The organism is Komagataeibacter melaceti (genome assembly GCF_003403295.1).
Classification (GTDB): domain Bacteria; phylum Pseudomonadota; class Alphaproteobacteria; order Acetobacterales; family Acetobacteraceae; genus Komagataeibacter; species Komagataeibacter melaceti.
The window spans coordinates 1-26,484 of the sequence record NZ_QUWV01000130.1 but is presented as its reverse complement, the minus strand read 5'-3'; the positions used below and the strand labels follow the sequence as shown (position 1 = coordinate 26,484).

At 64.4% G+C, this 26,484-nt stretch carries 26 protein-coding genes; 13 read left to right on the top strand and 13 right to left on the bottom strand.

Annotated elements, in window-relative coordinates; genetic code table 11:
• The first annotated feature begins 81 nt into the window (after nucleotides 1-81).
• On the top strand, nucleotides 82-405 hold the full coding sequence (locus tag DY926_RS13430) for a DUF523 domain-containing protein (protein WP_116703822.1): 324 nt from the start codon (nucleotides 82-84) through the stop codon (nucleotides 403-405).
• Nucleotides 406-887: 482 nt separating this feature from the next.
• On the opposite strand, the gene DY926_RS17350 is transcribed toward DY926_RS13430, so the two are convergent.
• Nucleotides 888-1,319: an HNH endonuclease gene (locus tag DY926_RS17350; protein ID WP_158551997.1), complete on the bottom strand. Its 432-nt coding sequence runs from the start codon at nucleotides 1,317-1,319 to the stop codon at nucleotides 888-890.
• A 479-nt stretch (nucleotides 1,320-1,798) separates the two neighbouring features.
• Nucleotides 1,799-2,206 (bottom strand): hypothetical protein, encoded by a 408-nt coding sequence (locus DY926_RS17055; RefSeq protein WP_148707797.1) that lies wholly within the window; start codon nucleotides 2,204-2,206, stop codon nucleotides 1,799-1,801.
• Between the two features lie 354 nt (nucleotides 2,207-2,560).
• Here DY926_RS17055 and DY926_RS13420 point away from each other — a divergent pair, with 354 nt between their 5' ends.
• Together DY926_RS13420 and DY926_RS13415 are read left to right on the top strand one after the other, a co-directional pair.
• The gene (locus DY926_RS13420; protein WP_116703827.1) at nucleotides 2,561-3,844 is read left to right on the top strand and encodes an NAD(P)/FAD-dependent oxidoreductase; all 1,284 of its coding nucleotides are present in this window, start codon (nucleotides 2,561-2,563) and stop codon (nucleotides 3,842-3,844) included.
• A 126-nt stretch (nucleotides 3,845-3,970) separates the two neighbouring features.
• A complete protein-coding gene (locus DY926_RS13415; protein ID WP_116703820.1) occupies nucleotides 3,971-5,734 on the top strand; it encodes an alginate export family protein in 1,764 nt (587 codons plus the stop codon).
• Here DY926_RS13415 and DY926_RS13410 read toward each other — a convergent pair.
• The 5 genes from DY926_RS13410 to DY926_RS13390 form a co-directional block, all read right to left on the bottom strand.
• Nucleotides 5,724-7,325 (bottom strand): tetratricopeptide repeat protein, encoded by a 1,602-nt coding sequence (locus DY926_RS13410; protein ID WP_116703819.1) that lies wholly within the window; start codon nucleotides 7,323-7,325, stop codon nucleotides 5,724-5,726. The two genes, DY926_RS13415 and DY926_RS13410, sit on opposite strands and share 11 nt — an antisense overlap.
• Before the next feature lie 18 nt (nucleotides 7,326-7,343).
• The gene (locus DY926_RS13405; RefSeq protein WP_116703818.1) at nucleotides 7,344-8,735 is read right to left on the bottom strand and encodes an FAD-binding oxidoreductase; all 1,392 of its coding nucleotides are present in this window, start codon (nucleotides 8,733-8,735) and stop codon (nucleotides 7,344-7,346) included.
• A 216-nt stretch (nucleotides 8,736-8,951) separates the two neighbouring features.
• On the bottom strand, nucleotides 8,952-9,341 hold the full coding sequence (locus DY926_RS13400) for a DUF4112 domain-containing protein (protein WP_241503218.1): 390 nt from the start codon (nucleotides 9,339-9,341) through the stop codon (nucleotides 8,952-8,954).
• A gap of 46 nt (nucleotides 9,342-9,387) precedes the next feature.
• Complete coding sequence (locus DY926_RS13395; RefSeq protein WP_116703816.1) at nucleotides 9,388-9,687, bottom strand: SelT/SelW/SelH family protein; 300 nt, start codon at nucleotides 9,685-9,687, stop codon at nucleotides 9,388-9,390.
• A 91-nt stretch (nucleotides 9,688-9,778) separates the two neighbouring features.
• The gene (locus tag DY926_RS13390; protein ID WP_116703815.1) at nucleotides 9,779-11,881 is read right to left on the bottom strand and encodes a catalase; all 2,103 of its coding nucleotides are present in this window, start codon (nucleotides 11,879-11,881) and stop codon (nucleotides 9,779-9,781) included.
• A 283-nt stretch (nucleotides 11,882-12,164) separates the two neighbouring features.
• Here DY926_RS13390 and DY926_RS13385 point away from each other — a divergent pair, with 283 nt between their 5' ends.
• The 3 genes from DY926_RS13385 to DY926_RS13375 are packed head-to-tail and all read left to right on the top strand — an operon-like array spanning nucleotide 12,165 to nucleotide 14,834.
• Complete coding sequence (locus DY926_RS13385; protein ID WP_116703826.1) at nucleotides 12,165-12,974, top strand: creatininase family protein; 810 nt, start codon at nucleotides 12,165-12,167, stop codon at nucleotides 12,972-12,974.
• A 52-nt stretch (nucleotides 12,975-13,026) separates the two neighbouring features.
• Nucleotides 13,027-14,181: a YncE family protein gene (locus tag DY926_RS13380; protein ID WP_116703814.1), complete on the top strand. Its 1,155-nt coding sequence runs from the start codon at nucleotides 13,027-13,029 to the stop codon at nucleotides 14,179-14,181.
• 53 nt (nucleotides 14,182-14,234) lie between these two features.
• Nucleotides 14,235-14,834: a methylated-DNA--[protein]-cysteine S-methyltransferase gene (locus DY926_RS13375; protein ID WP_116703813.1), complete on the top strand. Its 600-nt coding sequence runs from the start codon at nucleotides 14,235-14,237 to the stop codon at nucleotides 14,832-14,834.
• On the opposite strand, the gene DY926_RS13370 is transcribed toward DY926_RS13375, so the two are convergent.
• From DY926_RS13370 to DY926_RS13355, 4 genes are all read right to left on the bottom strand, one after another.
• The gene (locus tag DY926_RS13370) at nucleotides 14,826-15,443 is read right to left on the bottom strand and encodes an acetate uptake transporter (RefSeq protein WP_116703812.1); all 618 of its coding nucleotides are present in this window, start codon (nucleotides 15,441-15,443) and stop codon (nucleotides 14,826-14,828) included. The genes DY926_RS13375 and DY926_RS13370 overlap by 9 nt on opposite strands.
• Before the next feature lie 192 nt (nucleotides 15,444-15,635).
• A complete protein-coding gene (locus DY926_RS13365; RefSeq protein WP_241503216.1) occupies nucleotides 15,636-16,094 on the bottom strand; it encodes a c-type cytochrome in 459 nt (152 codons plus the stop codon).
• Nucleotides 16,095-16,413: 319 nt separating this feature from the next.
• Nucleotides 16,414-16,770 carry a hypothetical protein gene (locus DY926_RS13360; protein ID WP_116703824.1) on the bottom strand — a complete coding sequence of 119 codons (357 nt, stop codon included), beginning with the start codon at nucleotides 16,768-16,770 and terminating at the stop codon, nucleotides 16,414-16,416.
• 104 nt (nucleotides 16,771-16,874) lie between these two features.
• The gene (locus DY926_RS13355) at nucleotides 16,875-17,393 is read right to left on the bottom strand and encodes a hypothetical protein (protein WP_116703811.1); all 519 of its coding nucleotides are present in this window, start codon (nucleotides 17,391-17,393) and stop codon (nucleotides 16,875-16,877) included.
• Nucleotides 17,394-17,576: 183 nt separating this feature from the next.
• Here DY926_RS13355 and DY926_RS13350 point away from each other — a divergent pair, with 183 nt between their 5' ends.
• The 5 genes from DY926_RS13350 (at nucleotide 17,577) to DY926_RS13330 (ending at nucleotide 22,376) form a co-directional block, all read left to right on the top strand.
• Nucleotides 17,577-18,104, top strand: a complete 528-nt coding sequence (locus DY926_RS13350) for an iron transporter (RefSeq protein ID WP_116703810.1) — start codon at nucleotides 17,577-17,579, stop codon at nucleotides 18,102-18,104.
• Between the two features lie 10 nt (nucleotides 18,105-18,114).
• On the top strand, nucleotides 18,115-19,248 hold the full coding sequence (locus DY926_RS13345; protein ID WP_116703823.1) for an ABC transporter substrate-binding protein: 1,134 nt from the start codon (nucleotides 18,115-18,117) through the stop codon (nucleotides 19,246-19,248).
• On the top strand, nucleotides 19,235-20,335 hold the full coding sequence (locus tag DY926_RS13340) for a FecCD family ABC transporter permease (protein WP_116703809.1): 1,101 nt from the start codon (nucleotides 19,235-19,237) through the stop codon (nucleotides 20,333-20,335). The genes DY926_RS13345 and DY926_RS13340 overlap by 14 nt, the downstream gene beginning before the upstream one ends.
• Nucleotides 20,332-21,123 (top strand): ABC transporter ATP-binding protein, encoded by a 792-nt coding sequence (locus DY926_RS13335; RefSeq protein ID WP_116703808.1) that lies wholly within the window; start codon nucleotides 20,332-20,334, stop codon nucleotides 21,121-21,123. The genes DY926_RS13340 and DY926_RS13335 overlap by 4 nt, the downstream gene beginning before the upstream one ends.
• A gap of 749 nt (nucleotides 21,124-21,872) precedes the next feature.
• Nucleotides 21,873-22,376 (top strand): MucR family transcriptional regulator, encoded by a 504-nt coding sequence (locus DY926_RS13330; protein WP_116703807.1) that lies wholly within the window; start codon nucleotides 21,873-21,875, stop codon nucleotides 22,374-22,376.
• 838 nt (nucleotides 22,377-23,214) lie between these two features.
• Here the strand turns inward: DY926_RS13330 and DY926_RS13320 are convergent.
• Nucleotides 23,215-24,000: a sulfite exporter TauE/SafE family protein gene (locus DY926_RS13320; protein WP_116703805.1), complete on the bottom strand. Its 786-nt coding sequence runs from the start codon at nucleotides 23,998-24,000 to the stop codon at nucleotides 23,215-23,217.
• Between the two features lie 368 nt (nucleotides 24,001-24,368).
• On the opposite strand from DY926_RS13320, the gene DY926_RS13315 reads away from it, so the two are divergent.
• Nucleotides 24,369-25,115 carry a CDP-diacylglycerol diphosphatase gene (locus tag DY926_RS13315; protein WP_116703804.1) on the top strand — a complete coding sequence of 249 codons (747 nt, stop codon included), beginning with the start codon at nucleotides 24,369-24,371 and terminating at the stop codon, nucleotides 25,113-25,115.
• 168 nt (nucleotides 25,116-25,283) lie between these two features.
• Nucleotides 25,284-26,084: an SDR family NAD(P)-dependent oxidoreductase gene (locus DY926_RS13310; protein ID WP_116703803.1), complete on the top strand. Its 801-nt coding sequence runs from the start codon at nucleotides 25,284-25,286 to the stop codon at nucleotides 26,082-26,084.
• An 8-nt stretch (nucleotides 26,085-26,092) separates the two neighbouring features.
• Here the strand turns inward: DY926_RS13310 and DY926_RS13305 are convergent.
• Nucleotides 26,093-26,484, bottom strand: a 392-nt coding sequence (locus DY926_RS13305; RefSeq protein WP_148707796.1) for a DUF3574 domain-containing protein, incomplete at its 5' end; no start/stop codon positions are given.

Genomic DNA, 26,484 nt, shown 5'->3' with positions numbered 1-26,484 from the left:
AAACGACGTCAATAACGACGTCGTTAACGACGGTAAGTTACCAGTCACAATCCTTACTCATAAGGCGGCCTCAAGCGGCCCATTACCGCCGAAATTACCCCCGGTCAGGATGGCGCCACCGTTCTGGATGGGTCAGCGCGTGTTCATGAAGCTACCGGGCATGACGTATCCGCCCCGTTTCTGGCCGGGGCCTATCTGGCGCTGGATCTGGCACGACGCCACAACTGCCGGTTTGCCCTGCTGATGGACGGCAGCCCCTCATGCGGGAGCAGCTTTATCTATGACGGCCACTTCACCGGCACCCGCCATGCAGGGCAGGGGGTCACGGCGGCGCTGCTGCGGCGTAACGGGATTACGGTCTATGCCCCGGCCGGTTTTGCCAGCCTTGAAGCCGTGATGGGATGAATGTGGCGGCTGGTTTTTGGCTGTAATACTGACCAGACACCATGAAGATGGTAACGAGCTATATTTTGCGGTAACACCCCTTGGCAGCAAATCTTGATTCTGTCGTATCCAGAAAAGTGGCAAGCGACGAGACATTGATATGGGAAGCCTCAAGAAGGTATCACCTGCTCGCGAACGTACTGTGCAGATGAGGACAAAGCCGAGAGCATCCTTTACACGGATGACCAAACAAAAATTCAGTACGGCTTCAAGAGCAGAGTAGTATGGCCGCGCGTGCGGCACCGGGTCGCCGTGCAGAATTTTTTCAGGTCAATCCGCATGAGATGGGGAAGTTTGAAAAGCTGTTATCGATATCTGAGGTCGAATCTCACCTCATCTGCAATACGATAAAATTTATCTAATTTATTGTAATAAATTACTTTCATAAGATATTATATTATAAATATATTTGATATTTTGGTGTTGAAAAATGATATTTTTTGTCACCTTAACTTCTGCCTGTGCTCACGGAGATAATTTTTTTGCTGCTGATTAAGTGGCCGATTAATGGATGCATTCTCCTGAATTCCAAGTAATAGGTGTGGATTTTCACCCAATTCTCGAGAAAATATCATAGATCCATTATCTTCAAATGATATAAGATACTTATCAAATACAGCGTCAATATTTGCCATTAATAAAAGTCCATTATTGGGATCTAATCGTTCTTCGTTATTAGACTCTCTCCATGGCTTGATATGAGAAGCACGAATAAGTTCCGGAACCGCAACATTTGTGACAGCACATGCACTATTCCATGCGACACAAAGATCCCGACGAAATTTACCTTGACCAATTCGCGCTTGAGCTAATGTTGTTCGCTCAGTTTCCTCATCCCCCTGACTGAGACCAATATTTTTCAAGTCGTCAAGCATATTATCCCTAAGGGGAGTATTAGCCTGCTCTAATAAACTCCATAACCCCTCGCGAGTCTCGACTGGAGATATGCGACGGAATAGACTGCGACGACCTGTGAACTGTCCAGATTGCGGACACGATTCTTGTAATCGTGCCCGAATACTAGCTACGGGTGTGCTTCCAAAACGCTCATCAGGGAAAAGTCTGCAAATCTCTCGATAAATTTCCGGAGCATGAGCTGGTCGCCCTAGAGTCCGCAGAGCATCTACAATCATATCTGGTCTAAGAGGCAATTGAAAAATCCCTACAAGTCGTCACACTAAGATTCATCATGTTTTATGTAACAATTTTCCTGCATTTCATAGATGCGATTTGCACATTGATTTTAATCTGCAATTTTAAAAAATACATATATATTTAATACATTATATTTTATAATTTCTAGATGATTATGTCATATTGTTTGAAATTACGGCGTGAAAAATTGTTTTATGATCTATTTTGTTATAATAATATTCGATTCTGCCGTATTAATAGATAGGAAGTCTGGCAGCGCGAGGGCAGAAAAATATGCATCGACTGATAATACAATATTATTACAAAAAAATGATAGTTTTTTAATTTCCTGAAAAGTTCCATCAATTTCATGCGCAGAACGCAGAAGCATCGGGGAGTCGAGATTATTGACCAGACCATCAGGGTAACACAGCCTGACGGTGCGGTTCAGGTTTATTCCCTGTGGGATATTAAACACCTGCCTGTGGGCAGGTCTGATTTCTACACCACGGGCGCCATGGAAGACCCGCAGTGGCAGGGCATGATGGCGCGCTGGACAGGAGCGGAAGCCCTCCCAGAAATGACAGTTCGAGGCACTGACAAACCCGTACGCGGATGCTCCCGCCATGGAACTGATCCTTGGTGAACCGGAGCCGGGATTTACTACCGCTACACGCGTCTATTTGCCAGACCCGCCCATTGCCGTAGGTGGTAAAAGCCCTCGTTCCCCTCACATATGGGCGCGAGGCGTGCGTGCCCCCTGTTCAGCACACATCGGGTCCTGTATTGATGGGTCAGGCCGGGGTGGCCCTGCGGGGCGCATCCACACAGGCGGGCTGTCACGCAGCAGGCCGTGAACATGGTCCGGGCAGGGGACATTCCCCACGGGCGCGGCCGGGGCAAAAGTGCAGGAATTGCAGCGTAGCGGGGGGTTCCGTAATGGCCCGTGGCGCTGTGCGTGCGGGTTTGGAGCAATGGTGAGATGGCAGATAAGTTTCGTATCGTTATTGTAGGCGGCGGTGTTGCAGGGCTTGCGCTCGCCACGCGGCTGGGCAATTCGGTCGGACGCACGGGGCGGGCGGAAATCACGCTGGTTGACAAAAGTTTCGCCCATGTCTGGAAGCCCATGCTGCACTGTTTCGCCGCCGGTACGGCCGCGAACGAAAATGACCGCATAAGCTTCATGTCACAGGCCAGCCGCCACCATTTCGATTTCTGGCCCGGTGAGATCACGGCGCTGGACCGCAAGGCCCGCACCATCTCGCTCGCCCCCATTACCGACCCGCTCAGCGGGAAGCCGGTGGTGGATGCCCGCAGCCTTGGCTACGACGCGCTGGTGCTGGCGCTGGGCAGCCGCGCCAATGATTTCGGCACCCCCGGCGTGGCCGAGCACTGCCTGTTCATTGACAACCTGGTGGATGCCAACGGCTTCAATGACCGTTTCCGCATGGAACTGCTGCGTGCCTTCGCCAACCATCAGGAACTGGACATCGCCATCGTGGGCGGGGGGGCGACGGGCACCCAGCTTGCGGCCGAACTGCACAAGGCGCTCGACATCGCCTCGCTGTACAGCTTTGGCGAAAAGCCGCCCAGGCTGCGCATCACCCTGCTTGAGGCCGGGCCGCGCATCCTGCCCGCCTTTCCTGAATCCGTGTCGGAAGCCGCCTCCCGCCAGCTTGAGGCCATAGGCGTTACGGTCCGCACATCCGCCATGGTCAGCGGCGCGGATGAAGAAGGCTTCATCCTGAAGGATGGCAGCCGCGTTCCCGCCCGGCTGCGGGTGTGGGCTGCGGGCGTGAAGGCCCCGGACGTGACCCACAGGTTCGACGGGCTCAGGCTCTCGCGCTCGGGCCAGCTTGAGGTCCGCCCGACACTTCAGGTCATGGATGATGACCACATCTTCGCCATGGGCGACTGCGCCTTCATTACCGAAGGCCCCGTGGCCCCCACGGCGCAGGCCGCGCGCCAGCAGGCCCACCACCTTGCGCGCACCCTGCCTGCATGGATGAACGGCGGCACGCTCGCCCCCTTCAGCTTCCATAACAAGGGCGCGGTCGTGGCGCTGGGTGACTATAATGGCTGGGGCACCTTTCCCGGCGGGTCGGTCTTTGGTGGCGGGTGGCTGCGCGGCATAAGCGCGCGCATGGTGCATCTCATGCTCTACCGCCAGCACCAGTTCGAGCTGTACGGGCCGGTGCGCGGCACGATCTCGTGCCTGGTGGACTGGCTGGACATGTTCGTGCGCCCGTCCGTCCGGCTGGACTGACGCAGCGGGCCACGCGCCCGTTCCCACCCGCAAGCCATGGAAATTCGTCACGGCATGCGTTAGGGGCTATGCTGCGCGTGCCATTACGCGCCCGGCCGGTCCCGCACCGCACGGGCGGCGCGCGGCATGCGGCTGCCGGGGGGGCAGCCGCTCCACCATCATGACCGGCAGGGGGCGGACATCCATGTGAGCAGGGCGGCGACCCGTAAACCAGCGGATATGCGTATGCTGGTCCTGCTGCTTGTCCTGTCCTGCGCCGTGGCCGCGCCGGGCGGGCGGGCGGACGCCGCCGATGACACGCGCACACCCCCGCCATCCACTACGCCCCCACAGGCGCCGGGCGGGGAAAACGTGGTGGTGCATGCCCGTTCGCGCCCGGCCATCATGCTCTATCCCGCCGCCAACCCGGTGGGCCAGCCGGTGCGCATGGGCGGGGCTGAAAACCGCCGCACCGGCCACCCGTATGACTGGGGCGTGTTCAACCGTGGCGATGGCGAGGCCGCGGGCTTCGGCCCGGTGGGCCGCTACGGCGTGGCGCCATGGGCGGAAGACTGGAGCCGGCTGCGCACGCAGAAGCATGATGACGCATTCGATGTGCTGAAATACATCCCGCTCAACCGCAGCGGGTCGGTCTGGCTCAGCTTTTCGGGCGAGACACGGCTGCGCAACTGGTTTGAATCACGCCCCCAGCTTGGCACCCGCAACAATAACGATTCCGGCCGCTTTACCGTGCGCAACCTGTACGGCGCGGACCTGCATATCGGCATGCACCTGCGCTTTTTTGGCCAGCTGGTCAATGGTGACGCGGGCGGCTGGGGCGGTTACGGCTATGGCACGACCTATCGCAAGCGGCTCGATGCGCAGCAGGCCTTTGTCGAGGGGCGGTGGGACATGCTGGGTGCCCATAGCGGGTTCATGTTCGGCCGCCAGCAGTTTCTCGATACCCCGTCCTATGTCATCTACAACCGCGATACGCCCAATGTGCCGCTGTCATGGAACGGGTTTCGCGCATACATGATCTGGCCGCGCATCCGTATCGACGCATGGGATTTCGTGCAGACGAATGATGGCGAGACCGGCATGTTCCACGATACCGAGAACTATGCCACCCGCCTGTACGGCTTCAACGCCACATGGGCCCCGCCGGACTTCACCTTCATGGGGGGGAAGGGCTACTCCTTTGTCGATGCGTTCTATATCGGCTACAAGCTGGGCAGCACATCGGGCGTGGTGGCCACGCCCACCGGCACGGAGCGGGGGTCGGACACGCGCAACAATTTCGGCGTGCGCTGGCACGGGGTGGCGGGGCCCTTCGAGTTCTCGCTGGGCGCGATCTGGCAGGGCGGGGTGTTCCGCAACGCCACCGACAATGCGCCGCGCGCGGTCAACGCCTTCGCCATCAATTCCACACTGGGCTACCGCCTGCACGACCGGGCGCTGCACACCTTTGCCGGTATCCAGACCGATGTATATTCCGGCGGTGACGCCGCGCGCCGTGACGGGGCGGTGGGCACCTATATCGCGCCGTTCAGCCCGCAGACCAATTATCTGGACACGACAACCTACATCAACCCCTCCAACCTGATCAGCTTCGCGCCGCTGGTGCGCTTCACGCCGCACCCTTCGGTCAGCATACAGGTCAAGTACCCGCTGTTCTGGCGCGACAACGTGAATGACGGGGTTTACCGCAGTTCGGGCACCTATGCCTTTGGCGGGGATTTCCGGGGCCGGTTCATCGGCATGGCCCCGCAGGCGTCGCTGGCGTGGCAGATCAACGCCCATTTTTCCTGGACGCAGTATGTCTCGCGCTTCATGGCCTCACGCGCGCTGGATGCGGCGGGGGGTGCAAGCGGCACCTATTACCAGTCCAATTTCGTGTTCAGGTTCTGAGCAGCGCCGGCATGCGCGATGGCGGCAGGTCGCGCCGGCCCAGCATGCTGTACAGGCGGCTTACCACGTCCTCCCACTGTCCGGGCGTGATCTGGCGCACGATGCGCAGGGTGGGGTACCACGGGCTGTCCGTCCGCCCCGAAAGCCAGCGCCAGCAGTTGTCAAACCGGTCCAGCAGGATCACGGGGCAGCCCATGGCTCCCGCCAGATGGGCCATGGCGGTATCGACCGACACCACCACATCCAGCCCGGCAATCAGGGCGGCCGTGTCATCCATGTCGCGCACGCTTTCCATGGGGTCGTACAGCCGCATGCCCGCGGGCATGTCCATCATCTGGCGGGTGTAGGCCCCCATCTGCAGGCTGACCAGGCTGACACCGGCCAGCCCCGCCAGCGGGGCCAACGCGCGCAGCGGGACCGAGCGGCGGCGGTCCATGGCATGGGCGGCGGGCACGTCGGGCCGGCTGGCCCCGCCCCACACCAGCCCCACGCGCAGCCCCGTGCCCGTGGGCAGGAAGGGGGCCCACTGGCGCACCAGTTGCGGGTCGGCACGCAGGTAGGGCACATCCGCCCCCGCATGGCCCGGCGTACGGTGCAGCGCGCGCGGCAGGCTGAGGAAGGGGCAGTGCCAGTCATGGTCGGGCGGGGCGCGGCGTTCATCAAACACGCGGCGCACGCAGCCCATGCGGCGGATCAGGCCATGCAGCGTGGCCGGGGCCTGCACGAACACCCGCGCGCCCATGCCCGCCAGCACGGGCAGGAAGCGCAGCATCATCAGCATGTCGCCCAGTCCCCCCTCACGCGTGACAAGGATGGTCCGCCCGCGCAGGTCCGCATCCGGCTCCAGCACCGGCAGCAGTTGCGCGGGCGGCAGGCGCAGGCGGCCGGGCAGGCGGTGGCGCCATTCATATTCCGCCCATCCCCGCTCCATCTGCCCGGTCCTGAGCAGGGTCAGGGCGTGGTTCATGCGTAGCCGGGGGTCTTCGGGCCGCAGGGCGAGGGCGCGTGCATGAGCCTCAAGTGCCGCATCGTGCCGGTTCCATGCCGCCAGCAGGTGCGCAAGGTTGGCGTGCGTCATCGCGCTGTCGGGGTGGTGTTCAAGGATGTAGCCCAGCAGGTCGCGCCCATCGGCAAACGCGCCCTGTTCCATCAGGCATACCGCCATGAGGTTGCCGGTGGTCAACTGCGCGGGCGACAGGGCCAGCCCTTCGGCCAGCACGGCCTGTGCCTCCGCGCTGCGGCCGCGTTGCAGCAGCAGTTCGCCCAGCATGTCATGCGTGCGGATGTCACGCCCCGCGCGCTGGCGCACGGCGCGCAGCACGGCCTCGGCCTCATCCACCCGGTCATGGGCCAGCAGCAGGTCCAGCATGTCCCGCGCGGGGTGGCGCGCGGCGGGGTGGGCATGGGCCTGGCGGCACAGCAGGCGCGCAGCCTCCTGCACGCGGTTGCAGCCCGCATGGGCATGGGCCAGCAGGATCTCGGCGCGCGGGGTGTCGGCGCAGGGTTCCAGCAGGGCGCGGGCATGGGCGAAACGGCCCTGCCGCAGCAGATCGAGCGCCTGCGCGAGGATATGGTCGGTGGGGGTGGACATGGGCGTCGTGCCTCGTCTTCAGGACAGGACGGGGGGCAGCATCTTGCCGGGGTTGAGGATGCCCAGCGGGTCGAGCGCGTGCTTGATCGCACGCATCACATCCAGCGCGGGCGCGCCGTGTTCGGCCTCCATGAACTCGATCTTGCCCATGCCGATGCCATGCTCCCCGCTGCACGACCCGCCCAGCGCCAGCGCACGGCGCACGATCGCGCGGTCAAGCTCCAGCGCGCGTTCGTACCCGCCATCCTCGGGCGGGACGAGGATGAGGGTATGGAAATTGCCATCCCCCACATGCCCCAGCATGGGCGCGCACAGGCCCGAGCGGCGGATGTCCTCCCGCACGCCCAGCATCAGTTCCCCCAGCGCCGAAATGGGCACGATCGCATCGGTCGCCAGCCCGTAATGGCCGGGGCGCAGGCCCAGCGTGGCCCAGTAGGCGGCGTGGCGGGCCTTCCACAGGCGGGTGCGTTCCTCGCTGTTCTCGCTCCATGTAAAGCCAAGGCCGGCGTTGTCGGTAACGATTTCCTCCACCAGCGCGACCTGTTCGCGCACGCTGGCGGGGGAGCCCTGGAATTCAAGGAACAGGGTGGGCAGGTCCTGGTACCCCTCCAGCCGGGAGTAGCGGATGCTGGCGTGCATCTGCACCTCGTCCATCAGTTCAAGCCGCCCGATGGGCACACCCGCCTGAATGATCGTGACCGCCGTGGCCACGGCGGCCTCCAGCGTGGGGAACTGGCACACGGCGGCGGCAAGGGTTTCGGGTATGCCATGCAGGCGGAGCTGTACCTCGGTTATGATGCCAAGCGTGCCCTCGGAACCGACCAGCAGCCCGGTCAGGTCATAGCCCGTGGCGGATTTGCGCACCCGGCCGCCAGTATCGACCACGCGCCCGTCAGCCATGACCGCGCGCAGGCCCAGCACGTTTTCACGCATGGTGCCGTAGCGCACCGCCGCCGTGCCCGAGGCGCGGGTGGCGCACATGCCGCCAATCGTGGCCTCGCCACCGGGGTCAACGGGAAAGAACAGCCCCATGTCACGTAGCTGCGCGTTCAGCGCCTGCCGTGTCACGCCCGCTTCCACGCGGCAGTCAAGGTCATCGGCATTGACGGCGATGATATCGGTCATGCGCGACAGGTCGAGGCTGAGCGCGCCGGGGGGCGGGGTGACGTGCCCCTCGACCGAGGTCCCGGCCCCGAACGCCACCACCGGCACCCTGTGGGCATGGCAGCGCGCCACGATGGCCGAGACTTCCGCCGTGCTGGCCGCGAACGCCACCGCGCCGGGCATGGCGGCACGCATCCATCCTTCCCCATGGGCGTGCTGTTCGCGGATGGCGTCATTGACCGTGATCCGCTCACCCAGAAGGGGCGTAAGCTCCGTGATGACCTGTTGCAGGGGGGAAGGGGCCATGGTGAACCGTCTCTGTAACTGTATAGATGGGCCGGACTGGAGCGCGCAGTCTAGCGCCCGCGCGCCCCGCGTCCAGAGGCAGGGGCGCAGGCCACCTGCCCGGCGGGCGTTACCCCCGCGGCCTGCGTGAAAGCAGGATATTGCCCCGGCTGCGCGGACAAGGCAGGCGTCAATGCCGTTGAAACCCCCAGGCGGGCAAACAGGACGGGATGCGGCTCAATGGCGACGATCCGCGCCCGCCGCGCCGAAATGCTGTTCCAGCAGGGCCACGTTGCGCAGGTTGGCCTTGAACGCGACATCGAACACATCGCCCAGCACGGGCACGAAGTCGGCCGCGACCTCCACCGCCACATTGGCCAGCATGCGCGCCACCAGCGCGCGGCCAGCCCCCAGCTTCCACCCCTTCCATACGATGTAGAGCGAGGGCAGCAGCATCACCAGCGTCCCGCCCACGGGCAGCAGGCCGATCAGCGCGTCAAGCCCCCAGCGGGCCCGCGTGCCGGGAATACGGAAGGCGGCGTCCAGCACCGTGGCAAGGTTGCGCAGCCGGGCGAGTTCGGGGGCGACATGCGCCCCGCCCGCCATGGGGGGAATGGTTGTTTTCATGCCCATCAGGTGGGGTGCGGGCAGGGTGGTTGCAATGCGCCGCGTGTCAGGGCCTGCGGTCGATATGGCCCATGTCGCGTTCGGGCGCGATCACGTCGCGCACGCGCTGCTTCAGCTCCTTCGGGCCGGGAAAGCCGCCATCGCGCCTGCGCTCCCATACCACCTGCCCATCCACGGTAATTTCAAAATTGCCGCCGCTGCCGGGCACGAGCGTCACCCCGCCCAAGTCCTCGCCAAAGGTGGAGAGAAGTTCCTGCGCCATCCACGCCGCGCGCAGCATCCAGTTGCAGCGCGTGCAGTACAGGATGGACACCTGCGGGCGCGGGGCGGCGGGGGTATCGGTCATGCGCGGGGTTCCTGCTGTTCCGTCACGCCGGGCGGGACAGCCCGGCCGCCATAGTGTGGAAAGGCTGGCGGCCGGTTGCAAGCGGGCAGGGTCAGATCGTGTGGACCCGTCCCTCCCGCGCCCACAGGCGCAGCGCGCCGCAGGTCTGCACGAAGCGGTCGGCGTCGATCGTGCCCTCCAGCGCGATCACCCCCTCGTCACGCATGCGCGGGTGCAGCCCCGCCGCCGCCAGCAGGATCTCGGCGGCGTCGTTATGGCCGATGAACTTGGCATGGGCATAGGCATCGGCAATGAAGTCACGCATCGTGGCCTCATGGCGCAGGGTGTTCGCGCCCTCCACCGTGGGCAGCAGGGCCACCGCGTCATACAGCACCGACGGGCCGCCATTGATGCGCTGCTGCGCCACCAGCGGGTTGCCCGTACTGTCCTTCAGCCCGCCCACGGTGGGGGCGATCAGTTCCACCGTCCCGCCAATGGCGGCCACCGCGTCACGCAGGGCGGTGAGCATGTGGTGGTCCACGCCATCCGTCACCACAATGCCCAGCTTGCGGCCGGTAAAGCTGTCCGGCCCGTTCCTGAGTATGCTCAGCGCGGGCGAGGGCTTCAGCCCCTCCACCACGGGGCGGGCCGCCTTTGCCGGTTCGGGCAGGGGGGACAGGCCAAGCCCGTGGGCCACGCCTTTGGCCAGACCTTCGTCCACATGGCGCAGGTGGCTGACCATGCGCGCGCGGATGGCCGGGGTCTCGACCTTGCTCAGTTCAAAGATGTAGGCATCACGGATATGGGTCTGCTCCACCGGGGTCTGGCTGATCCAGAACAGGCGCGCCTGGCTGTAATGGTCGGCAAAGGAGTCCGAACGCTGGCGCTGCTTGGCGCCCGATACCTCGGCGGGGAAGGAGCGGTAGCCATCCGCGCTTTCACGCGGGCCACCGGCGGGCTGTGACCACGAATTGGGTTCGTAATTGGCCCGGCCCTTCGGGTTGTGCATGGCCATGTGCCCGTCCTGCTGGAAGTTGTGGAACGGGCATTTGGGCGCGTTTATGGGGATGTGGGTGAAGTTGGGGCCGCCAAGGCGCTTGGTCTGGGTATCGAGATACGAGAAGTTGCGGCCCTGCAGCAGCGGGTCGTTGGTGAAGTCGATGCCGGGCACGATGTTCTGGGTGCAGAAGGCGACCTGCTCGGTCTCGGCAAAGAAGTTGTCCACCATCCGGTCCAGCACCAGCCGCCCCACGCGGCGGATGGGCACCACCTCCTCGGGGATCAGCTTGGTGGGGTCGAGGATGTCGAAGGGGAAGCTGTCGGCAAAGGCATCATCGAACAGCTGCACGCCCAGCTCCCATTCCGGGTAATGGCCGCTGGTGATGGCCTGCCACAGGTCGCGGCGGTGGAAGTCGGGATCGGCGCCGTTGATCTTGAGCGCCTCGTTCCACACGATGGACTGCAGGCCCAGCTTCGGCTTCCAGTGGAATTTCACGTAGGTCGAACGGCCCTGCGCGTCGATCAGGCGGAAGGTGTGGACGCCAAACCCCTCCATGAAGCGGAAGGAGCGCGGGATGGCCCGGTCGGACATGGCCCACATGACCATATGCGTCGCCTCGGGCGAGAGGGACACGAAATCCCAGAAATTGTCATGCGCCGTCTGCGCCTGCGGAAAGTCGCGGTCGGGCGCCTGCTTGGCCGCGTGCACGAAATCGGGGAACTTGATGGCGTCCTGAATGAAGAACACCGGGATGTTGTTGCCCACGATGTCCCAGTTGCCCTGCTTTGTGTACAGCTTGACGGCAAAGCCGCGCACGTCGCGCACCGTATCGGCCGAGCCCTTGTTGCCCGCCACGGTGGAAAACCGCACGAAGGCGGGGGTGCGCTCACCCACGCGCTGGAAAATATCGGCATGGCAGACATCGGCCAGGCTGTCGGTCAGTTCAAAATAACCATGCGCGCCATAGCCACGGGCATGGACCACGCGCTCGGGGATGCGTTCGTGGTCGAAGTGGAAAATCTTTTCACGGAAGTGGAAGTCCTCCATCAGCGCGGGGCCGGTCGCACCCGCGCGCAGGGTGTTCTGGTCATCCGCCACCGGCACGCCCTGCTGGGTGGTCATGACCGGAACGTCACCGCCCGCCGTCTGGTGGGTTTCACCACCGTTTCCCGTATGGGTAGGGGGCAGGGCGGAAGAATGCGGGGCTTTGCTCATGGGGTGCTCGCGTATCCGTTCTGTTAGGGGAGGAATGCGGCGCAATGGCCGGAAAACCTGCAATGGGGGCTGTGCGCCTTCAACGGGCCGGGGCGGGGGCGGTTTCATTCCCGTGCCGCATGGCAGTTGCCAAGCGCGCGGGGGCAGGGCACAGCATGCGCCATGCACCACCCGGCACAAGGACCGCCGCCACATGCGTCAACGCCCCGCCCCACCGGCCATCACCCTGCTGGCCACAGCCGCCCTTGCGCTGGGGCTGTCCATGCCCGCCCGCGCGCCCGCCATGGCGGCGTCACTCCTGCCGCAGTCGGTCCTGCCGCCAGCACTCCACCCCGCGCGCACCGCGCCCGACACCGTTGATTTCGCGGCGCTGACATGGACCGAGATCCGTGACGCCATCCACGCGGGCACGACCACCATCATCATCCCCGTGGGGGGCACGGAACAGAGTGGCCCCTTCATCGCGGTGGGCAAGCATGACGTGCGCGCCATGGCGCTGGCCCGCCGCATCGCCCGGCAGGCGGGGCACACGCTGGTCGCCCCCGTGGTGGCCTACGTGCCCGAGGGCAGCACCGCGCCGCGCACGTCGCACATGCGCTTTCCCGGCACGATCAGCCTCTCGCCCTCCACCTTCCGCGCCATGCTGACCGATGCGGCGGAAAGCCTGCATGTGCAGGGCTTCACCCGCGTGGTGCTGATTGGCGACCACGGCGGCTACCAGCGCGACCTGCGCGCCGTGGCCGATACCCTCAACTGGCGCTGGCACGGGCGCGGGGGGCATGTGCTGTACATCCCGGCCTATTACGACGTGATCGCCACCACCTACGCCACATGGCTGCGCAATAACGGCCACGCGGCGGAGGTGGGCCAGCATGCCGATGTGTCGGACACGTCGCTCATGCTGGCGGTGGACCCCACGCTTGTCCGCACGCAGGCGCTGCGCGTGGCCCCGCTGCCCACGGCGGCACAGGGCGTGTACGGCGGCGACCCCCGCCATGCCGAAGCGGCCCTGGGCGAGGTGGGGGCCGACATGCAGGTCAGCGCCGCAGTTGCGGCCATGCAACACGACCCAACAGGACAGAATCCGAACTGATTGCGCCGCCCGTACAGCGTGCTATAGGGGCCGCGAGGAACAGGATCACATTATGACACAAAAGAAAAAACTGCCGGTTCTGGGACTGGGCGCGCTGCTGCTGTCTGGCGGGGCGGCCCTGGCGCAGGGGGTGGACACCATCCCCGGCATGCCGCCCGTCATTGACCCGCACAACATCTATACCGAGACCACCGCCGGCCACCTGAACCCGGAGGTGGCGCAGGACCCCGCGCGCGTTTACGTGCCCAACCTGCGCTCGAATAACGTATATGTGATTGATCCGGGCACCTATAAGGTCGTCTCGCGCTTCAAGGTGGGTGAAAGCCCGCAGCATGTCGTGCCGTCATGGGACCTGCGCACGCTGTGGGTCACCAACAACGCCGAAGGGTCAACACAGGGCAGCCTGACCCCCATCGACCCGCGCACGACAAAGCCGCTGCCCAACGTGCCGGTCGATGACCCGTACAACATGTATTTCACCCCCGATGGCAAATCCGCCATCACCGTGGCCGAAGCGCGCGAGCGGCTGGACTTCCGTGACCCGCACACCATGGAACTGCAGGGTTCGGTCTCGGTGCCCAAATGCCGGGGCGTGAACCATGCCGATTTCTCCATCGACGGGCGTTACGCCATCTTCACCTGTGAATTCGGCGGCTACCTGGCCAAGGTCGATACCGTCAACCGCACGGTGCTGGGCTATCTCAAGCTGTCGGGCGGGGGCATGCCGCAGGATGTGCTGACCGCGCCGGACGGGCACAAGTTCTACGTGGCCGACATGCATGCCGATGGCGTGTTCATCATTGATGGCGACACCTTCCGTGAGACAGGGTTCATCCACACCGGCACTGGCGCGCACGGCCTGTACCCCAGCCGCGACGGCACGAAGCTGTACGTGGCCAACCGTGGTTCGCACAAGATCCATGGCCGCCCCCACAGCAAGGCGGGCGGGGTGAGCGTGATCGACTTCGCCACTGACAGGGTGGTGACCCAGTGGCTCATTCCCGGCGGCGGCAGCCCCGACATGGGCAATGTGAGCGCTGACGGAAAAACCCTGTGGCTTTCCGGCCGTTTTGATGATGTGGTTTACGCCATCGACACCACAACCGGCGCCACCCGCAAGATCCCCGTGGGGCAGGAACCGCATGGCCTGACCGTATGGCCCCAGCCGGGGCGCTACTCCATCGGGCATACCGGCATCCTGCGCTAGGGGCCAACCGGCCCGCGGGCGGGCGGCATGGCGCATGGGGGGAGAGCCTGCGCATGACACCATCGCCACACCGCCCGCACGGCGCGCGGCCCGCCACGCTCCGTTTTGCCACCGGCACCACCAGCCTTGGCTGCGTGCTGGTGGCCGTGGGTGATGACGGGCTTGCCGCCATAACCCTGGGCGATGACCCCGCCACGCTGCAACGCGCACTCCTTGCCCGCCATCCCGCCGCACGCCCCGCGCGTGAGGGCGACATGGCAGCCTGCCTGGCCATGGTCACGGCCTGCATCGAACGCCCATGGTCCGTGCCGGGCAATGGCGCGCAGACACCCCCCCACCCATGGTCCGCCAACACGCTGCCCGCGGGCACCGCGTTCCAGCAGCAGGTATGGCAGGCCCTGCGCGCCATACCGTGTGGCAGCACCATCACCTACGCCGAACTGGCCGCCCGCGTGGGCAGGCCCGGCGCGGCCCGTGCCGTGGCCCGCGCCTGCGCCGCCAATGCGCTGGCGGTGGTCATTCCGTGCCACCGGGTCATCCGGGGCGATGGCAGCCTGTCGGGCTACAGGTGGGGGGTCATGCGCAAGCAGCTTCTGCTGGAGCGTGAACGCGCATGGGCTGCGACCCGTGGCCGGAAGGTGGTGTCAGGATAGCTGCACCAGCAGCTCATCATGCCCCGCACGCGGCGCGGGGGCCGAGGGCAGGCCGGTGGGCAGGACGGGGCGGTCGAACTGGGCCTCCAGCACGGCGGCGGCGGCAAGGTAGATCGCACCGATGCCGCATAGCAGCCCCGCATAGCCGCCCACCACCATCAGCACCGGGCGCGCGAACACCCCCGCGCAGCCCAGCAGCACGAATTGCACCGCCAGGCTGAAAAACACGATCTGGTGCACGCGCGACGCCACCAGCGACCCCGCCGCCAGAATGGCCGCGAACACCGCCCACACCCACATATACCTGCCCAGCAGCACGGGGGCGGGATCGGACGCCAGCCCCCATTGCGGCAGGCATGCCAACACCACAAAGGACAGCCAGAACGCCCCAAGTGCGACAAAGGCGGTCAGGCCAAAGGTGTTGCCGGTGCCATATTCCAGCATGCCCGCGCAGAACTGCATCACCCCGCCACAGACCAGCCCCATGGCCACCACGGCCGCCCCCGGCGGCACGAGCTGCGCGTTGTGCAGCCCAAGCAGCACGGTAGCCATGCCCAGCCCCATGTAACCCAGCGGGGCGGCGGTGGCGTATTCCTGATGACGGGCCATGCACGTATTCCGTTTTTCCTGATGTTGCGACACGACGCACCGTTGCACACGCGAAAGCATGGCGGGCGCACGATCACACGCCCCACGATCACGCCCGCCGCGCGGCCAGGCCACAGCGCAGAACGCACCCCCGCCAGCATGGATGACCCGGCGCGCGGTTATGTGAACGCAAAACGGCCGCAACCTGTTTTTTCAGGGTGGGGGAAGGCGCGCCTCGGGCATCGTGCGCCGGTCGGTCACGGCGGGGGGCGAGAGTTTTTCCATGCGCGCCGCCGCAATGTCGGCGGCGGTATAGGGGGCCGCGCCCGCGCCATCGGGCAGGCGGGCCAGGTGGTTCAGCGTGGCCGCGACCTGCGTGTCGGACAGCATGCGGAAGACGGGCATGAACCCTGCATAGGTCTCATCCCCCACCATGATCCGCCCCATCATGCCATTGAGCAGCACCGCCGCCACATACCGCCTGCCTTCGCCCGTAGCGGACAGGCGGCCCATGCGCCCGGCCAGCGGCGGCACACGGCCCGGCTGGCCCTGCGCGCCATCCATGTGGCACATGGCGCAGTGGGACTGGTACAGCGCCGCCCCTTCATCCGCCATGGCCGGGGCCATGGGCAGGGACAGGCAGGCCATGACGGCGGGCAATGTCTTTATCATGCATGTTTCCACTCCGGCCCCGTAACCCGCACAGGCCGGGTGCCTGCCGGGGGCCGAGGCGCGATGCTATCCGCCGCGCACGTAACATGGCGTGAAAAACCGGCCTGAAACGTAACCGTCCGCAACCGTGCATAAAAAAATGGCGCCCCGCCGGAGCGGGACGCCAAGTTAAGGGATTAGGAGACGGTGTGGTGTCACGAGATCCACAGACCCTTAACTACATTCATGGATAAGAGTTCTGCCAAAACCTGAGTAATGACAAAAATAAATCTCCCGCAGGCGACAGCCCGGACACGGCGGTCAGGCCCGCGGGGCGGGCTTACATTTTCTGCGCGCCGTCAGGCTGCTGGGCGGGGGGTGTGTCCGGCGTCATCTTGCCCGGCGTGGTGGAGTGTTCCACGTCATACGCCGTCGCCTTTTCCTGGTAGGTGCCCTTGGCGCCGGGATGTTCCTTGTCATATTCCGCAGCCTTGGCCTTGGCTTCCTTGCGGTATTCATGGCGCTTGTACATGCCCGTCACGCAACCGGCGGCGGCGCCCATCACGCTGTGGTGGCCCGCCACATGGCCGCCCACCGCGCCCACCGCGCCGTATTTCAGGCAGCCACCGGGTTCGGCATGGGCCGCCGTCGCCCCCGCAAGGGCCGCAACAGCGGCCAGAGTGGCTATTTTACGCATGGATGCATCCTTTTCGCGTGTGTCAGTCTCACCGTGCATCCATACTCCATATGGCGCGCCCTGTCACCTTGGCGCGCCAGGCGCAAACCGCTGTTATCCGCCTGTCAGCGCAGGAAAACCTTGGGCACGCCCTCGCTGTTCAGGCACGACATCACCATCACCCCGGTCCACAGCGCCATTGACAGCCATGCCCCCATGCGCGCCTGCCATGTCACGACCGTGTTCGCGCGCATGATGGGCATGTAAACCCGCCGGTGGCACCACCGCGCATTGACCAGCGCCAGCGTGATGAGCAGCAGCTTGGGCGACAGGTAGGCCCGGCTGCCCACGCGCACGGGATCATAGAAAAACAGGATCACCCCCGACACCATGGCGATGGCGAAGCTTATGTGCAGCGGGCGCACCATAAGCTGTGCCGCGGGCGCCACCCGTGATGTCATGCGCGGGTTGAGGATGCCGATGTCAAGCAGCATGACCATGCCGAAGAACATGGCCATGCTGAGGAAGTGGGCAATACGGATCAGGTAGTGTTCCGGCTGGAGCCAGAAATGAAGCATCCGGCTGTCAAGCGCCGTGAGAAGCCAGTACGGCAGTCTCATGAAGGCAAAGGGGTGGGTGATCATGACAGCGGTCTCCGTCTGTGTCGGAAATGGGGCATACCACCGGTTGACACTGATAACAATTATCATTACCAAAATTAGGGAACCGCCGGAAGGGAAGCCGCGACCTGCTTACGGTATTGCCGCATAAAAATAAGAATAATCAGACATCTATCGCTTCAAGCCGCATTTTATGGAAACCGTCACATGAATACGAAACAGACACTTCTGGCTTTTCTTGTCGCGTCCCTGCCTGTGGGGGCCACGGTGGCGCATGCGCGCGAATACCCGATCGGCGGGCCGGTGCATGAACATGACATGGAAATCGCATCCAGCTACCTGACCGGCATCATGGTCTCGCCCATGCCCGCGGGCATGACCGACAACACCAAGCCCGACACCATCCACCTTGAAACCGACGTGCACGCCACGGCGGACAATGTGTGGGGCTACCCCGAGGGCGCATGGGTGCCGTACCTGAGCATCGGCTACGTGCTGACCAAGGACCACACGACGTGGAAGGCCGAAGGCACCATGCATTTCATGACCGCCAAGGACGGCCCGCATTACGCCGATAACGTGCAGATGGACGGCCCCGGCCGCTATACGGTGGTGCTGACCTATTCCTCGCCCGAGCAGAACGGCTTCCTGCACCATGTGGACAAGGAAACCGGCACGCCGGGCTTCTGGCCGCCGTTCAGCGAGACGTTCAACTTCGCCTATCCGCAGAAATAAGGCGCATATGATGGGACGGATACTGGACGGGGTGCGCACCCTCGCATGCTGCGCGGGGCTGGTCATGGGGCTTGCGGGCGCTACCGGCGCGTGGGCCGAAAGCGTGACCGACCTGGCGGGCAGGCAGGTTGACATACCGGACAGTGTCTACCGCATCATACTGGGCGAGGGGCGGCTGGTTTACGCGCTCGCCCCGCTGGAAAAGCAGCACCTGTTTGACCGGATCGTCGGCTGGCAGGGCGAATTCCGTGGCGCGGATACCCAGAGCTACGACCAGTACCTCGCCACCTTCCCGCAGGCGGCCAACATCGCGCTGATCGGCAAGACCACGGCCGATACCGTCAGCCCCGAGCGCGTGCTCGACCTGCATCCCGACCTTGCCATCCTGACCATATCGGGCCATGGGCCGGGCAAGTCCAGCGAACTGGTGGCCCAGCTTGAAAGCGCGCATATCCCGGTCATCTTCGTTGATTTCCGTGCCGACCCGCTGCGCGACACCGTGCCGTCCATGCAGATACTGGGCCGCGTGCTGCACCGTGAGCACGAGGCCGATGACTACGTGGCCTTCTACCAGTCCCACCTCAGGCGCGTGACCGAGCGCGTGGCCGCCGTACCGCAGGCGCAGCGGCCGAAAGTGTTCATCGAGATGCTGGCCGCCATGCGTGAGAGCTGCTGCCACACGGCGGGGCGGGGCAACATGGGCGCGTTCATAGACGCGGCGGGCGGCCAGAACATCGCCGCCCCCCTGCTGCCGGGCTATATTGGCGACATCGACCTTGAAAAGGTCATCTCCGCCGATCCCGACATCTATATAGCCGACGGCACCAAGGGCCCGAAGGCCAGCGGGCCGGGGCTGCGCATGGGGGCGGAGGTCACGCCCGCGCTGGCGCGGGCCTCGCTGGAAAAGGTCATGGACCGGCCCGGCATTTCCACCCTGCGCGCCGTGACCGGCGGGCACGCCTACGGGCTGTGGCATTCCTTTTATGATTCGCCGTACAACATCCTCGCGGTCGAGGTCATGGCGAAATGGTTCCACCCCACGCTGTTTGCCGATGTGGACCCCGATGCGACGCAGCGCGAACTCTACACCCGGTTCCTCCCCGTAAGTCAGGAAGGGACGTTCTGGATCAATGCGCGTCCCTGATGACACACCAGGTGCGGGAACCCGGAGCGAACCCGGCCTGACCGACTACGCCCGGCAGGTGCGCGCGGGCTACCGGGCGCTGCTGCGGCGGCGGCTGGGCGTGCTGGGGCTGCTGGCGGGGCTGATCGCGGGGTCGGTGGTGCTGGATTTCTGCCTTGGCCCGTCGGGGCTTTCACCCGCGGCATTGGTACAGACCCTGCTGCACCCGCATGACGTACCGGCGGGGCAGGGGGTGATCGTGTGGCAGATCAGGCTGCCCTATGCGCTCATGGCCGTGTGCGTGGGCGCGGCACTGGGGCTGGCGGGGGCGGAAATGCAGACCGTGCTGGCCAACCCGCTGGCCAGCCCCTTCACGCTTGGCGTTTCGGCGGCGGCGGCGTTTGGCGCGTCGCTGGCCATCATCCTGCAATGGCGGCTGCCCGGTGTGCCCGATGCATGGGTCGTCTCGGCCGATGCGTTCATTTTCGCCATCGGCTCCGTGCTGCTGCTGGACATGGTCTCACGCAGGCGCGGGGCGGGCACGGGCACGGTGGTGCTGTTTGGCATTGCGCTGGTCTTCGCGTTCCATGCGCTGGTCTCGCTATTGCAGTTCGTGGCGAATGAGGACGCGCTTCAGGATCTGGTGTTCTGGACCATGGGCAGCCTGACGCGCGCGACATGGCCCAAGCTGGGGCTGCTGGCGGCGGCATGTGCGCTCGTCACCCCGCTTTCACTACGCGCGGCATGGAAGCTGACCGTCCTGCGCATGGGCGAGGAACGCGCGGCAAGCCTGGGGGTGGACGTGCCCCGCGTGCGGCGTGGCGCGCTGCTGCGGGTCAGCATCCTTTCGGCGCTGGCGGTCTCGTTTGTCGGCACGATCGGCTTTGTCGGGCTGGTGGCGCCGCATATCTCCCGCCGGCTGCTGGGAGAGGACCACCGTTTCTACCTGCCGGGCAGCATGCTGGTGGGGGCGCTGGTCATGTCCCTTTCCTCGGTCGCGGCGCGCAACATCATGCCCGGCGTGGTGATCCCGACCGGAATCGTGACGGCGCTGGTGGGTATTCCGTTCTTCCTGGCCATCGTACTGCGCAGGCGCGGCCTGTCATGACCGAGGGACTGCGCGCCGAACATGTAAGCGTGCGCTATGGCAGCCGCACCGTGCTGGATGACCTGAGTGTCGGCCCCTTTCCACGCGGGCAGGTCTCGGCGCTGCTGGGGCCGAATGGCAGCGGCAAGTCCACGCTGCTGCGCGCCATTGCCGGGCTGGGGGCCGATGGCGGCCACGCCACGGTCATGCTGAACGGGGATGACCTGTCGCGCATGCCGCCCGCACGCCGCACGCAGCGCTGCCTGTACCTGCCGCAGGCGCTGCCCGCCATGGTCCACCTGCAGGTTCTGGAATCCCTGCTGGCCGCACAGCACGCCCTGACCACGCTGCCGCCCGCGCGGGATGAGGATGACGCGGTGGATGCGGCGCTGCGCATGCTGGATGTGTTTGGCATTGCCAACCTGGCCATGCAGTACATGGATGAACTCTCCGGCGGGCAGCGCCAGCTTGTGGGGCTGGCGCAGGCGCTGGGCCGCAACCCCGATGCGTTACTGCTGGATGAACCGCTGAGCGCGCTGGACCTGCACCACCAGTTTGCGGTCATGGACATCCTGCGCCGTGAAACCGCGCGGCGGAACATCGTAACGGTCATGGTACTGCATGACCTGAATATTGCCATCCGCATGACGGATTACGACGTGATCCTGCGTGATGGCCGGATCATCGCGGCGGGCGCGCCCACCGATGTCATAACCCCCGCCACGTTACGCACGACATACGACATTACCGCACGCGTGGAGACATGCAGCCGGGGCCTGCCGCACATCATGGTGGACGGGCTGGGCTGATCCGGCGCGCCGATAAAGTAAAGAAAAGGTAATTTCACAATATACCCCAACTGCCGGTGCGGCGCGGCATCGGGTGCATGCCGCCGGGTGGGGCAGGGGTATTATTTGGGGCATACGCACCCATTACGCGCCACCTGCCACACGTTACTGGCATGGGGGGCATTGCGTGGTCATGCTTCACATTTTTTTTACGTAACGGGGTGCATACATGCCCATGGTCCATGCATGGGGAACGAAAGTGCCGCCTGTCCGTTATTTCGCGCACGTAACCGGCGGGCGTTATTTTAGATACAATATCGAAATGATAAAATAAACCGGAAGTTCTATATTTATGAAGCCCCTGCGCCCCGCCACGGCGCGATCCATGCGGGTGGGGAATGAATGCAAGGCCCCGCGAATGGAGTATTTATTTTATGCGCCATGCTGATAGAATAATGACAATCCCTTAACAATATCGGGTAAAATCCGGTAACAGCTTCCGGCCTGCCGGACATTTATAAACAAATAATTGCATATACGCGAAACATACGATATTAGCGGGGAAAGATTGGCATACAGTCATGCCAGCCGGAATGTCACGACAAGCACCATGCCCCATTATCCGCGCAAGGAAGATGCGGCCCGGCTACAGAAAATGGCATGAAATACCGATCAGGTTGATTTATTGTGGTTGCATAACAGGCGGATGATTATTACTGATAGGTCAAGATATGTCTCCTGATGACAATCTACCAAGGAAAGAAGCGAAATTGGATAATAAAGACATTCCGCATACCGAACTGGTATCAATGACGACGGAAATCGTGGCCGCGCATACGAACCACAATACGGTTGCGGTTGACCAGATTCCGGCGCTGATCGAGACTGTCTATACTGCACTCAAGACACTCGGTGCGGAAAAGGCGGTCGAACCCACGCCGCTGCAGCCGGCCGTGCCGATCAAGAAATCCGTATTCCCCGATTACGTCATCTGCCTGGAAGACGGCAAGAAGCTGAAAATGCTCAAGCGCCACCTCCAGACCGCTTACGGCATGACACCGGAGCAGTATCGTGAAAAGTGGGGACTGCCCCCCAACTATCCGATGACCGCGCCCAACTACGCCGCGCACCGCTCCTCGCTGGCGCAGAAGATCGGCCTGGGCCGCAAGGTTGTTGCCGAACCGGCACCCGAAGCCCCCGCCGAACCGGCAGAAAAGCCCGCCCGCAAGACCCGCCCCCGCCGCAAGAAGACCGGAACGGAAACAGCGGCGTAATAATCCGCTACATCCACTGCACAAATACCCAGCCCGGCAACGGGCTGGGTATTTGTGTTTCAGCCCCCATCATCCCCCTGCATGCATGGCAGGTATTTATGGCGGCAGCCTTTCCCGCGCATGCCGCGACCATCATGACCACGTCATTACCGGACTAAAAACATCTGGCCGGTCAGCCTGTCGTTACATACCGATACATGCCCCTGAATGGCATCATTTCAGTCAGGCGATATATTCCCGTACATAATTATTTGCGCCTGCATCCGGCAGGCATGCGGCCTGCGGAACGGGGCAGGGGGTGAAGCCTGCGGCCCGTGCCGGATGTATTTCCCGCCCACAACTTCCTGCCGCCGTGAAAAAACCAGTCATGGACCATGGCCGGAAAGAACCGGGCATGATGCTGGCCCATATGGATACTTTGCCGCGCCCGTTATCCCCCACAGGCCCCGCGCGCGGCATGGCACGTATGTTCCATAGTAATGCACTGTAATCAGGTACCGGCGCACGCCACCCACCATCCACGCCCCGCATCCGGGGTGCGGTGCATGAAACCGGGGCATGACTGTTATTGGTGAAATATCGTTATAACCATTACTTCACCACGTTGCCGGTTCTGGATTGCACCGCTCCCCAATGGCGCACCAGATGCCAGCCATGAAAAAATGACAGTATCCGGCTGCACCCGGCACGAAGCGGGGCGGTCGATACTGTCATGATCCACGGGGCAGGGCGCGCATGGTTCCGGTGGCGGCGGGGTCGCCCGCCATGGCGGCGCATGCAAACGCGACGGGTAAAAGCGGCAGGTTCCGCAGCCTGCCCGCCAGCAGGGCGAGGGGATTCAGATTACCTTCAGCCCGACCGTAATCAGGATGGCAGCCAGTATGATGCGCTGCACCCGGTCGGGTATCAGGCCCACGCACAGGCTGCCCAGTATGATGCCGGGCACCGAGCCGCACAGCAGCGAGAACAGCAGCTTCCCGTCAATATCGCCAATCCACCAGTGCCCCATGCCCGCAATGGCCGTAAGCGGCACGGCATGGGCAATGTCGGAGCCGACAAGCTGGCGGACCTCCAGCGCGGGATAGAGGAAGACCAGCGCCGCCATGCCGATCGCCCCCGCCCCGACGGAAGACAGCGTGACCATGACCCCCAGCACAACCCCCAGCGCCGTGGTCAGGCCCGCGGTCATGCGCGGCGAGACCTGACCCGCCTTGCGCCGGGAGAGGGCCTGCAACCGGTGGCGGAACAGCACGCTGGGCGCGGTGATGAGCAGCGCCACCCCCAGCGCCACCGAGATCACATGCGTCACCTGCGCCGACGGGCTGCCCGCCCAGTGCAGCACGCCAATGGTGGCCAGCGTGGCGGGTACGCTGCCCATGGCCAGCCGCCCCACCACCGGCCACGCCACGGACTGGCTGCGCCCGTGCACCAGCGTGCCCACCACCTTGGTTATGGCGGCATAGAGCAGGTCGGTGCCCACGGCGGCCTGTGGGTGGATCCTGAACAGCAGGATCAGCAGCGGCGTCATGAGCGAACCGCCGCCAACGCCGGTCATGCCCACCAGGAACCCGACACCAAGGCCGGAAATGGCATAAAGCAGGTTGAACGATTCAGGCAGGTGCATGGTGTATGGGTTTCATGGCTGGGGGGCGGGCGCATGGCCGCCGCCTGCTTTGTCCGTTACGGGATGCGAAATGTGGTTATAATGCAATATGCTGGTGGAGTTATCAGGGTGCGCGCACTTCCTTATGTGGAATTGCAGGCCAGCACAAGCCCGGCCGTTAATAGGAAAAACCGATAACCTGCCCCGCCACCGTGAAAGGAAAAGAAACCCGGTGGCGGATCGGGACATATCCCGCCATCCCTTTTCCCCACGCCGCGCGCCTGCTAACACCACCTGACCACAGGCAGGAGGGAAGCCGTCATGCCCGGCGGCACGCACCAGCGCCAGACCATCCCCACCCACCGGCCCGCACCGGTCGGCTGGCCCGCATGAGGCGGATCACCCTTGTGCTGGCGGGCATTACCGCGCTGTGCGCGGCCTATGCCGTCCATGCCGCCGTCAACCCCGATGCGCTGTGGCATATCGTGCATGAACGCTGCGTGAGCGCACCCCCCGGCCAGACCGGCCCCTGCGCCGAGGTCAACCAGCGCGCGGGCTACGCGGTGCTGAAGGACAGGGTCGGGGTGGGGCAGTACCTGCTCATTCCCACACGGCGCGTGACCGGCATGGAAGACCCCGCCATCACGCGCGATGACGCGCCGGACTACTTTGCCTATGCCTGGCGGCAGACCGCGCGGCTCAACCGCCTGCTGGCGCACCCCCTGCCGATGGAGGACATGGCGCTGGCCATCAATTCCGCCCATGGCCGCAGCCAGAACCAGTTGCACATCCATGTGGACTGCCTCAGCCCCGATGTGAAACAGGCCCTGCGCCAGGCATTGCCGCTGCTGGGCGCGCGCTGGACCCCGCTGCCGCTGCACGGCCATGCCTGGCGCGCCTGGCTGGTACGGGGCGAGAGCCCGTCCGGTATCCGGCCGTTCAGCCTGCTGGCGCGCGACATGGCCGACCCGGTTCATGAAATGGGGCAGCATACGCTGGTGGTGGCGGGGGTTGCATGGCCGGGGGGCCAGCACGGCTTCGTGGTGCTTGACGACCACGTTGACCCCGCCCGCCATGACCGCGCGGCGGGCGAGGAACTGCAGGACCACCGCTGCCAGATCCAGAACGCCCCCTGATGCAGCCCGGGGCCACGGCGCGCGGGGGTGACGGTCACGTTTTTTGCTGTAGCATCACGCCATGGCGCATAACCGCGCAGAACCGGGCCGGGGACAGGATCGTTGGACAGGCGCGTTCCATAACCGTCCCGACGGGTCGGGCACATATTTTCCAACAGGGAGACAGAAATGTCAGGTTTTCCGCAGCCATTTTCAGGCAAAGTGGCGCTTGTAACCGGGGCCGCGGGCAATATCGGCCTTGCCACGGCAAACCGTCTGGCCACCATGGGGGCCGACCTCGTGCTGCTGGACCTTGACCCCGAAAAGCTGGAACAGGCCCGCGCGGCGCTGGGCGAGCATGACGTGCGCATCCATGTCCATACCTGTGATGTGGCGGACAGCGCGCAGGTGCATGAAGTCATTGACCGGGTGGCGGCGGAGACGGGGCAGATCGACTTCCTGTTCAACAACGCGGGCTACCAGGGCGCGTTTGCCCCGGTGCAGGATTACCCGGAGGCCGATTTCACCCGCGTCATGCACATCAATGTCTGTGGCGCGTTCCATGTGCTCAAGCATGTCTCGCGGCACATGGTGGCGCGGCGCTATGGCCGGATCGTCAACACCGCCAGCATGGCGGGCGTGCAGGGGCCGCCCAACATGGCGGCGTACGGGGCATCAAAGTTCGCCATCATCGGGCTGACCGAAGTGGCGGCCAAGGACCTTGCCCCCTACAACATCCGCGTCAACGCCATTAGCCCCGCCTTCATGGGGCCGGGCATGATGTGGGACCGGCAGGTGGCACTTCAGGCGCGGGCGGGCAGCCAGTATTTCTCCTCCAACCCCGATGAGGTCGCCCGCCAGATGATCGGCAGCATCCCCATGCGCCGTTATGGCAATATCGAGGAGATACCCGGCGTCGTCGCCTTCCTGTTCGGTGATGATTCCAGCTACATGACCGGCGTGAACCTGCCCATTTCCGGCGGTATCTGACCCGCCGCTCAGAACGCCCCGCACCCCGCCGCCACCGACAGCCCGACCGACTGCTGCGCGAAACGCTGGCGGTAGGCATCGCGGATGGCGTTGATGCGCGCGGGCAGTGCTGGGTCGGGGGGTGCGCTGATCCATACGATCCGCACCGGCTCGCGCCCGACCCGCCCGCTGACACGGTCCTGCCACTGCCCCGCGCCACGCAGGACCGTAAAGCCCGTGGGGAAGTGCGGCGTCAGCACATCCCGCACGAAGGCACGCCATTCCCGCCCGCGCACACGCCGCCCGTCGGGGCGGCGCTGGCCAAAGAACAGCGTGATCCGCATATCGGGCCGTGCCTGCCATGGCGCGCAGCGACCTGCCGCAATGGCAGGGGGCAGGGCCATGTCGGGCGGGGTGGCAG

Bases quoted from the DNA above. Each gene is read 5' to 3' on its own strand.
- DY926_RS17350 (WP_158551997.1), bottom strand. From the start codon at position 1,319: ATGCTTGACGACTTGAAAAATATTGGTCTCAGTCAGGGGGATGAGGAA.
- DY926_RS17055 (WP_148707797.1), bottom strand. From the start codon at position 2,206: ATGGCGGGAGCATCCGCGTACGGGTTTGTCAGTGCCTCGAACTGTCAT.
- DY926_RS13420 (WP_116703827.1), top strand. From the start codon at position 2,561: ATGGCAGATAAGTTTCGTATCGTTATTGTAGGCGGCGGTGTTGCAGGG.
- DY926_RS13415 (WP_116703820.1), top strand. From the start codon at position 3,971: ATGCGGCTGCCGGGGGGGCAGCCGCTCCACCATCATGACCGGCAGGGG.
- DY926_RS13410 (WP_116703819.1), bottom strand. From the start codon at position 7,325: ATGTCCACCCCCACCGACCATATCCTCGCGCAGGCGCTCGATCTGCTG.
- DY926_RS13405 (WP_116703818.1), bottom strand. From the start codon at position 8,735: ATGGCCCCTTCCCCCCTGCAACAGGTCATCACGGAGCTTACGCCCCTT.
- DY926_RS13400 (WP_241503218.1), bottom strand. From the start codon at position 9,341: ATGAAAACAACCATTCCCCCCATGGCGGGCGGGGCGCATGTCGCCCCC.
- DY926_RS13395 (WP_116703816.1), bottom strand. From the start codon at position 9,687: ATGACCGATACCCCCGCCGCCCCGCGCCCGCAGGTGTCCATCCTGTAC.
- DY926_RS13390 (WP_116703815.1), bottom strand. From the start codon at position 11,881: ATGAGCAAAGCCCCGCATTCTTCCGCCCTGCCCCCTACCCATACGGGA.
- DY926_RS13385 (WP_116703826.1), top strand. From the start codon at position 12,165: ATGGCGGCGTCACTCCTGCCGCAGTCGGTCCTGCCGCCAGCACTCCAC.
- DY926_RS13380 (WP_116703814.1), top strand. From the start codon at position 13,027: ATGACACAAAAGAAAAAACTGCCGGTTCTGGGACTGGGCGCGCTGCTG.
- DY926_RS13375 (WP_116703813.1), top strand. From the start codon at position 14,235: ATGACACCATCGCCACACCGCCCGCACGGCGCGCGGCCCGCCACGCTC.
- DY926_RS13370 (WP_116703812.1), bottom strand. From the start codon at position 15,443: ATGGCCCGTCATCAGGAATACGCCACCGCCGCCCCGCTGGGTTACATG.
- DY926_RS13365 (WP_241503216.1), bottom strand. From the start codon at position 16,094: ATGATAAAGACATTGCCCGCCGTCATGGCCTGCCTGTCCCTGCCCATG.
- DY926_RS13360 (WP_116703824.1), bottom strand. From the start codon at position 16,770: ATGCGTAAAATAGCCACTCTGGCCGCTGTTGCGGCCCTTGCGGGGGCG.
- DY926_RS13355 (WP_116703811.1), bottom strand. From the start codon at position 17,393: ATGATCACCCACCCCTTTGCCTTCATGAGACTGCCGTACTGGCTTCTC.
- DY926_RS13350 (WP_116703810.1), top strand. From the start codon at position 17,577: ATGAATACGAAACAGACACTTCTGGCTTTTCTTGTCGCGTCCCTGCCT.
- DY926_RS13345 (WP_116703823.1), top strand. From the start codon at position 18,115: ATGGGACGGATACTGGACGGGGTGCGCACCCTCGCATGCTGCGCGGGG.
- DY926_RS13340 (WP_116703809.1), top strand. From the start codon at position 19,235: ATGCGCGTCCCTGATGACACACCAGGTGCGGGAACCCGGAGCGAACCC.
- DY926_RS13335 (WP_116703808.1), top strand. From the start codon at position 20,332: ATGACCGAGGGACTGCGCGCCGAACATGTAAGCGTGCGCTATGGCAGC.
- DY926_RS13320 (WP_116703805.1), bottom strand. From the start codon at position 24,000: ATGCACCTGCCTGAATCGTTCAACCTGCTTTATGCCATTTCCGGCCTT.
- DY926_RS13315 (WP_116703804.1), top strand. From the start codon at position 24,369: ATGAGGCGGATCACCCTTGTGCTGGCGGGCATTACCGCGCTGTGCGCG.
- DY926_RS13310 (WP_116703803.1), top strand. From the start codon at position 25,284: ATGTCAGGTTTTCCGCAGCCATTTTCAGGCAAAGTGGCGCTTGTAACC.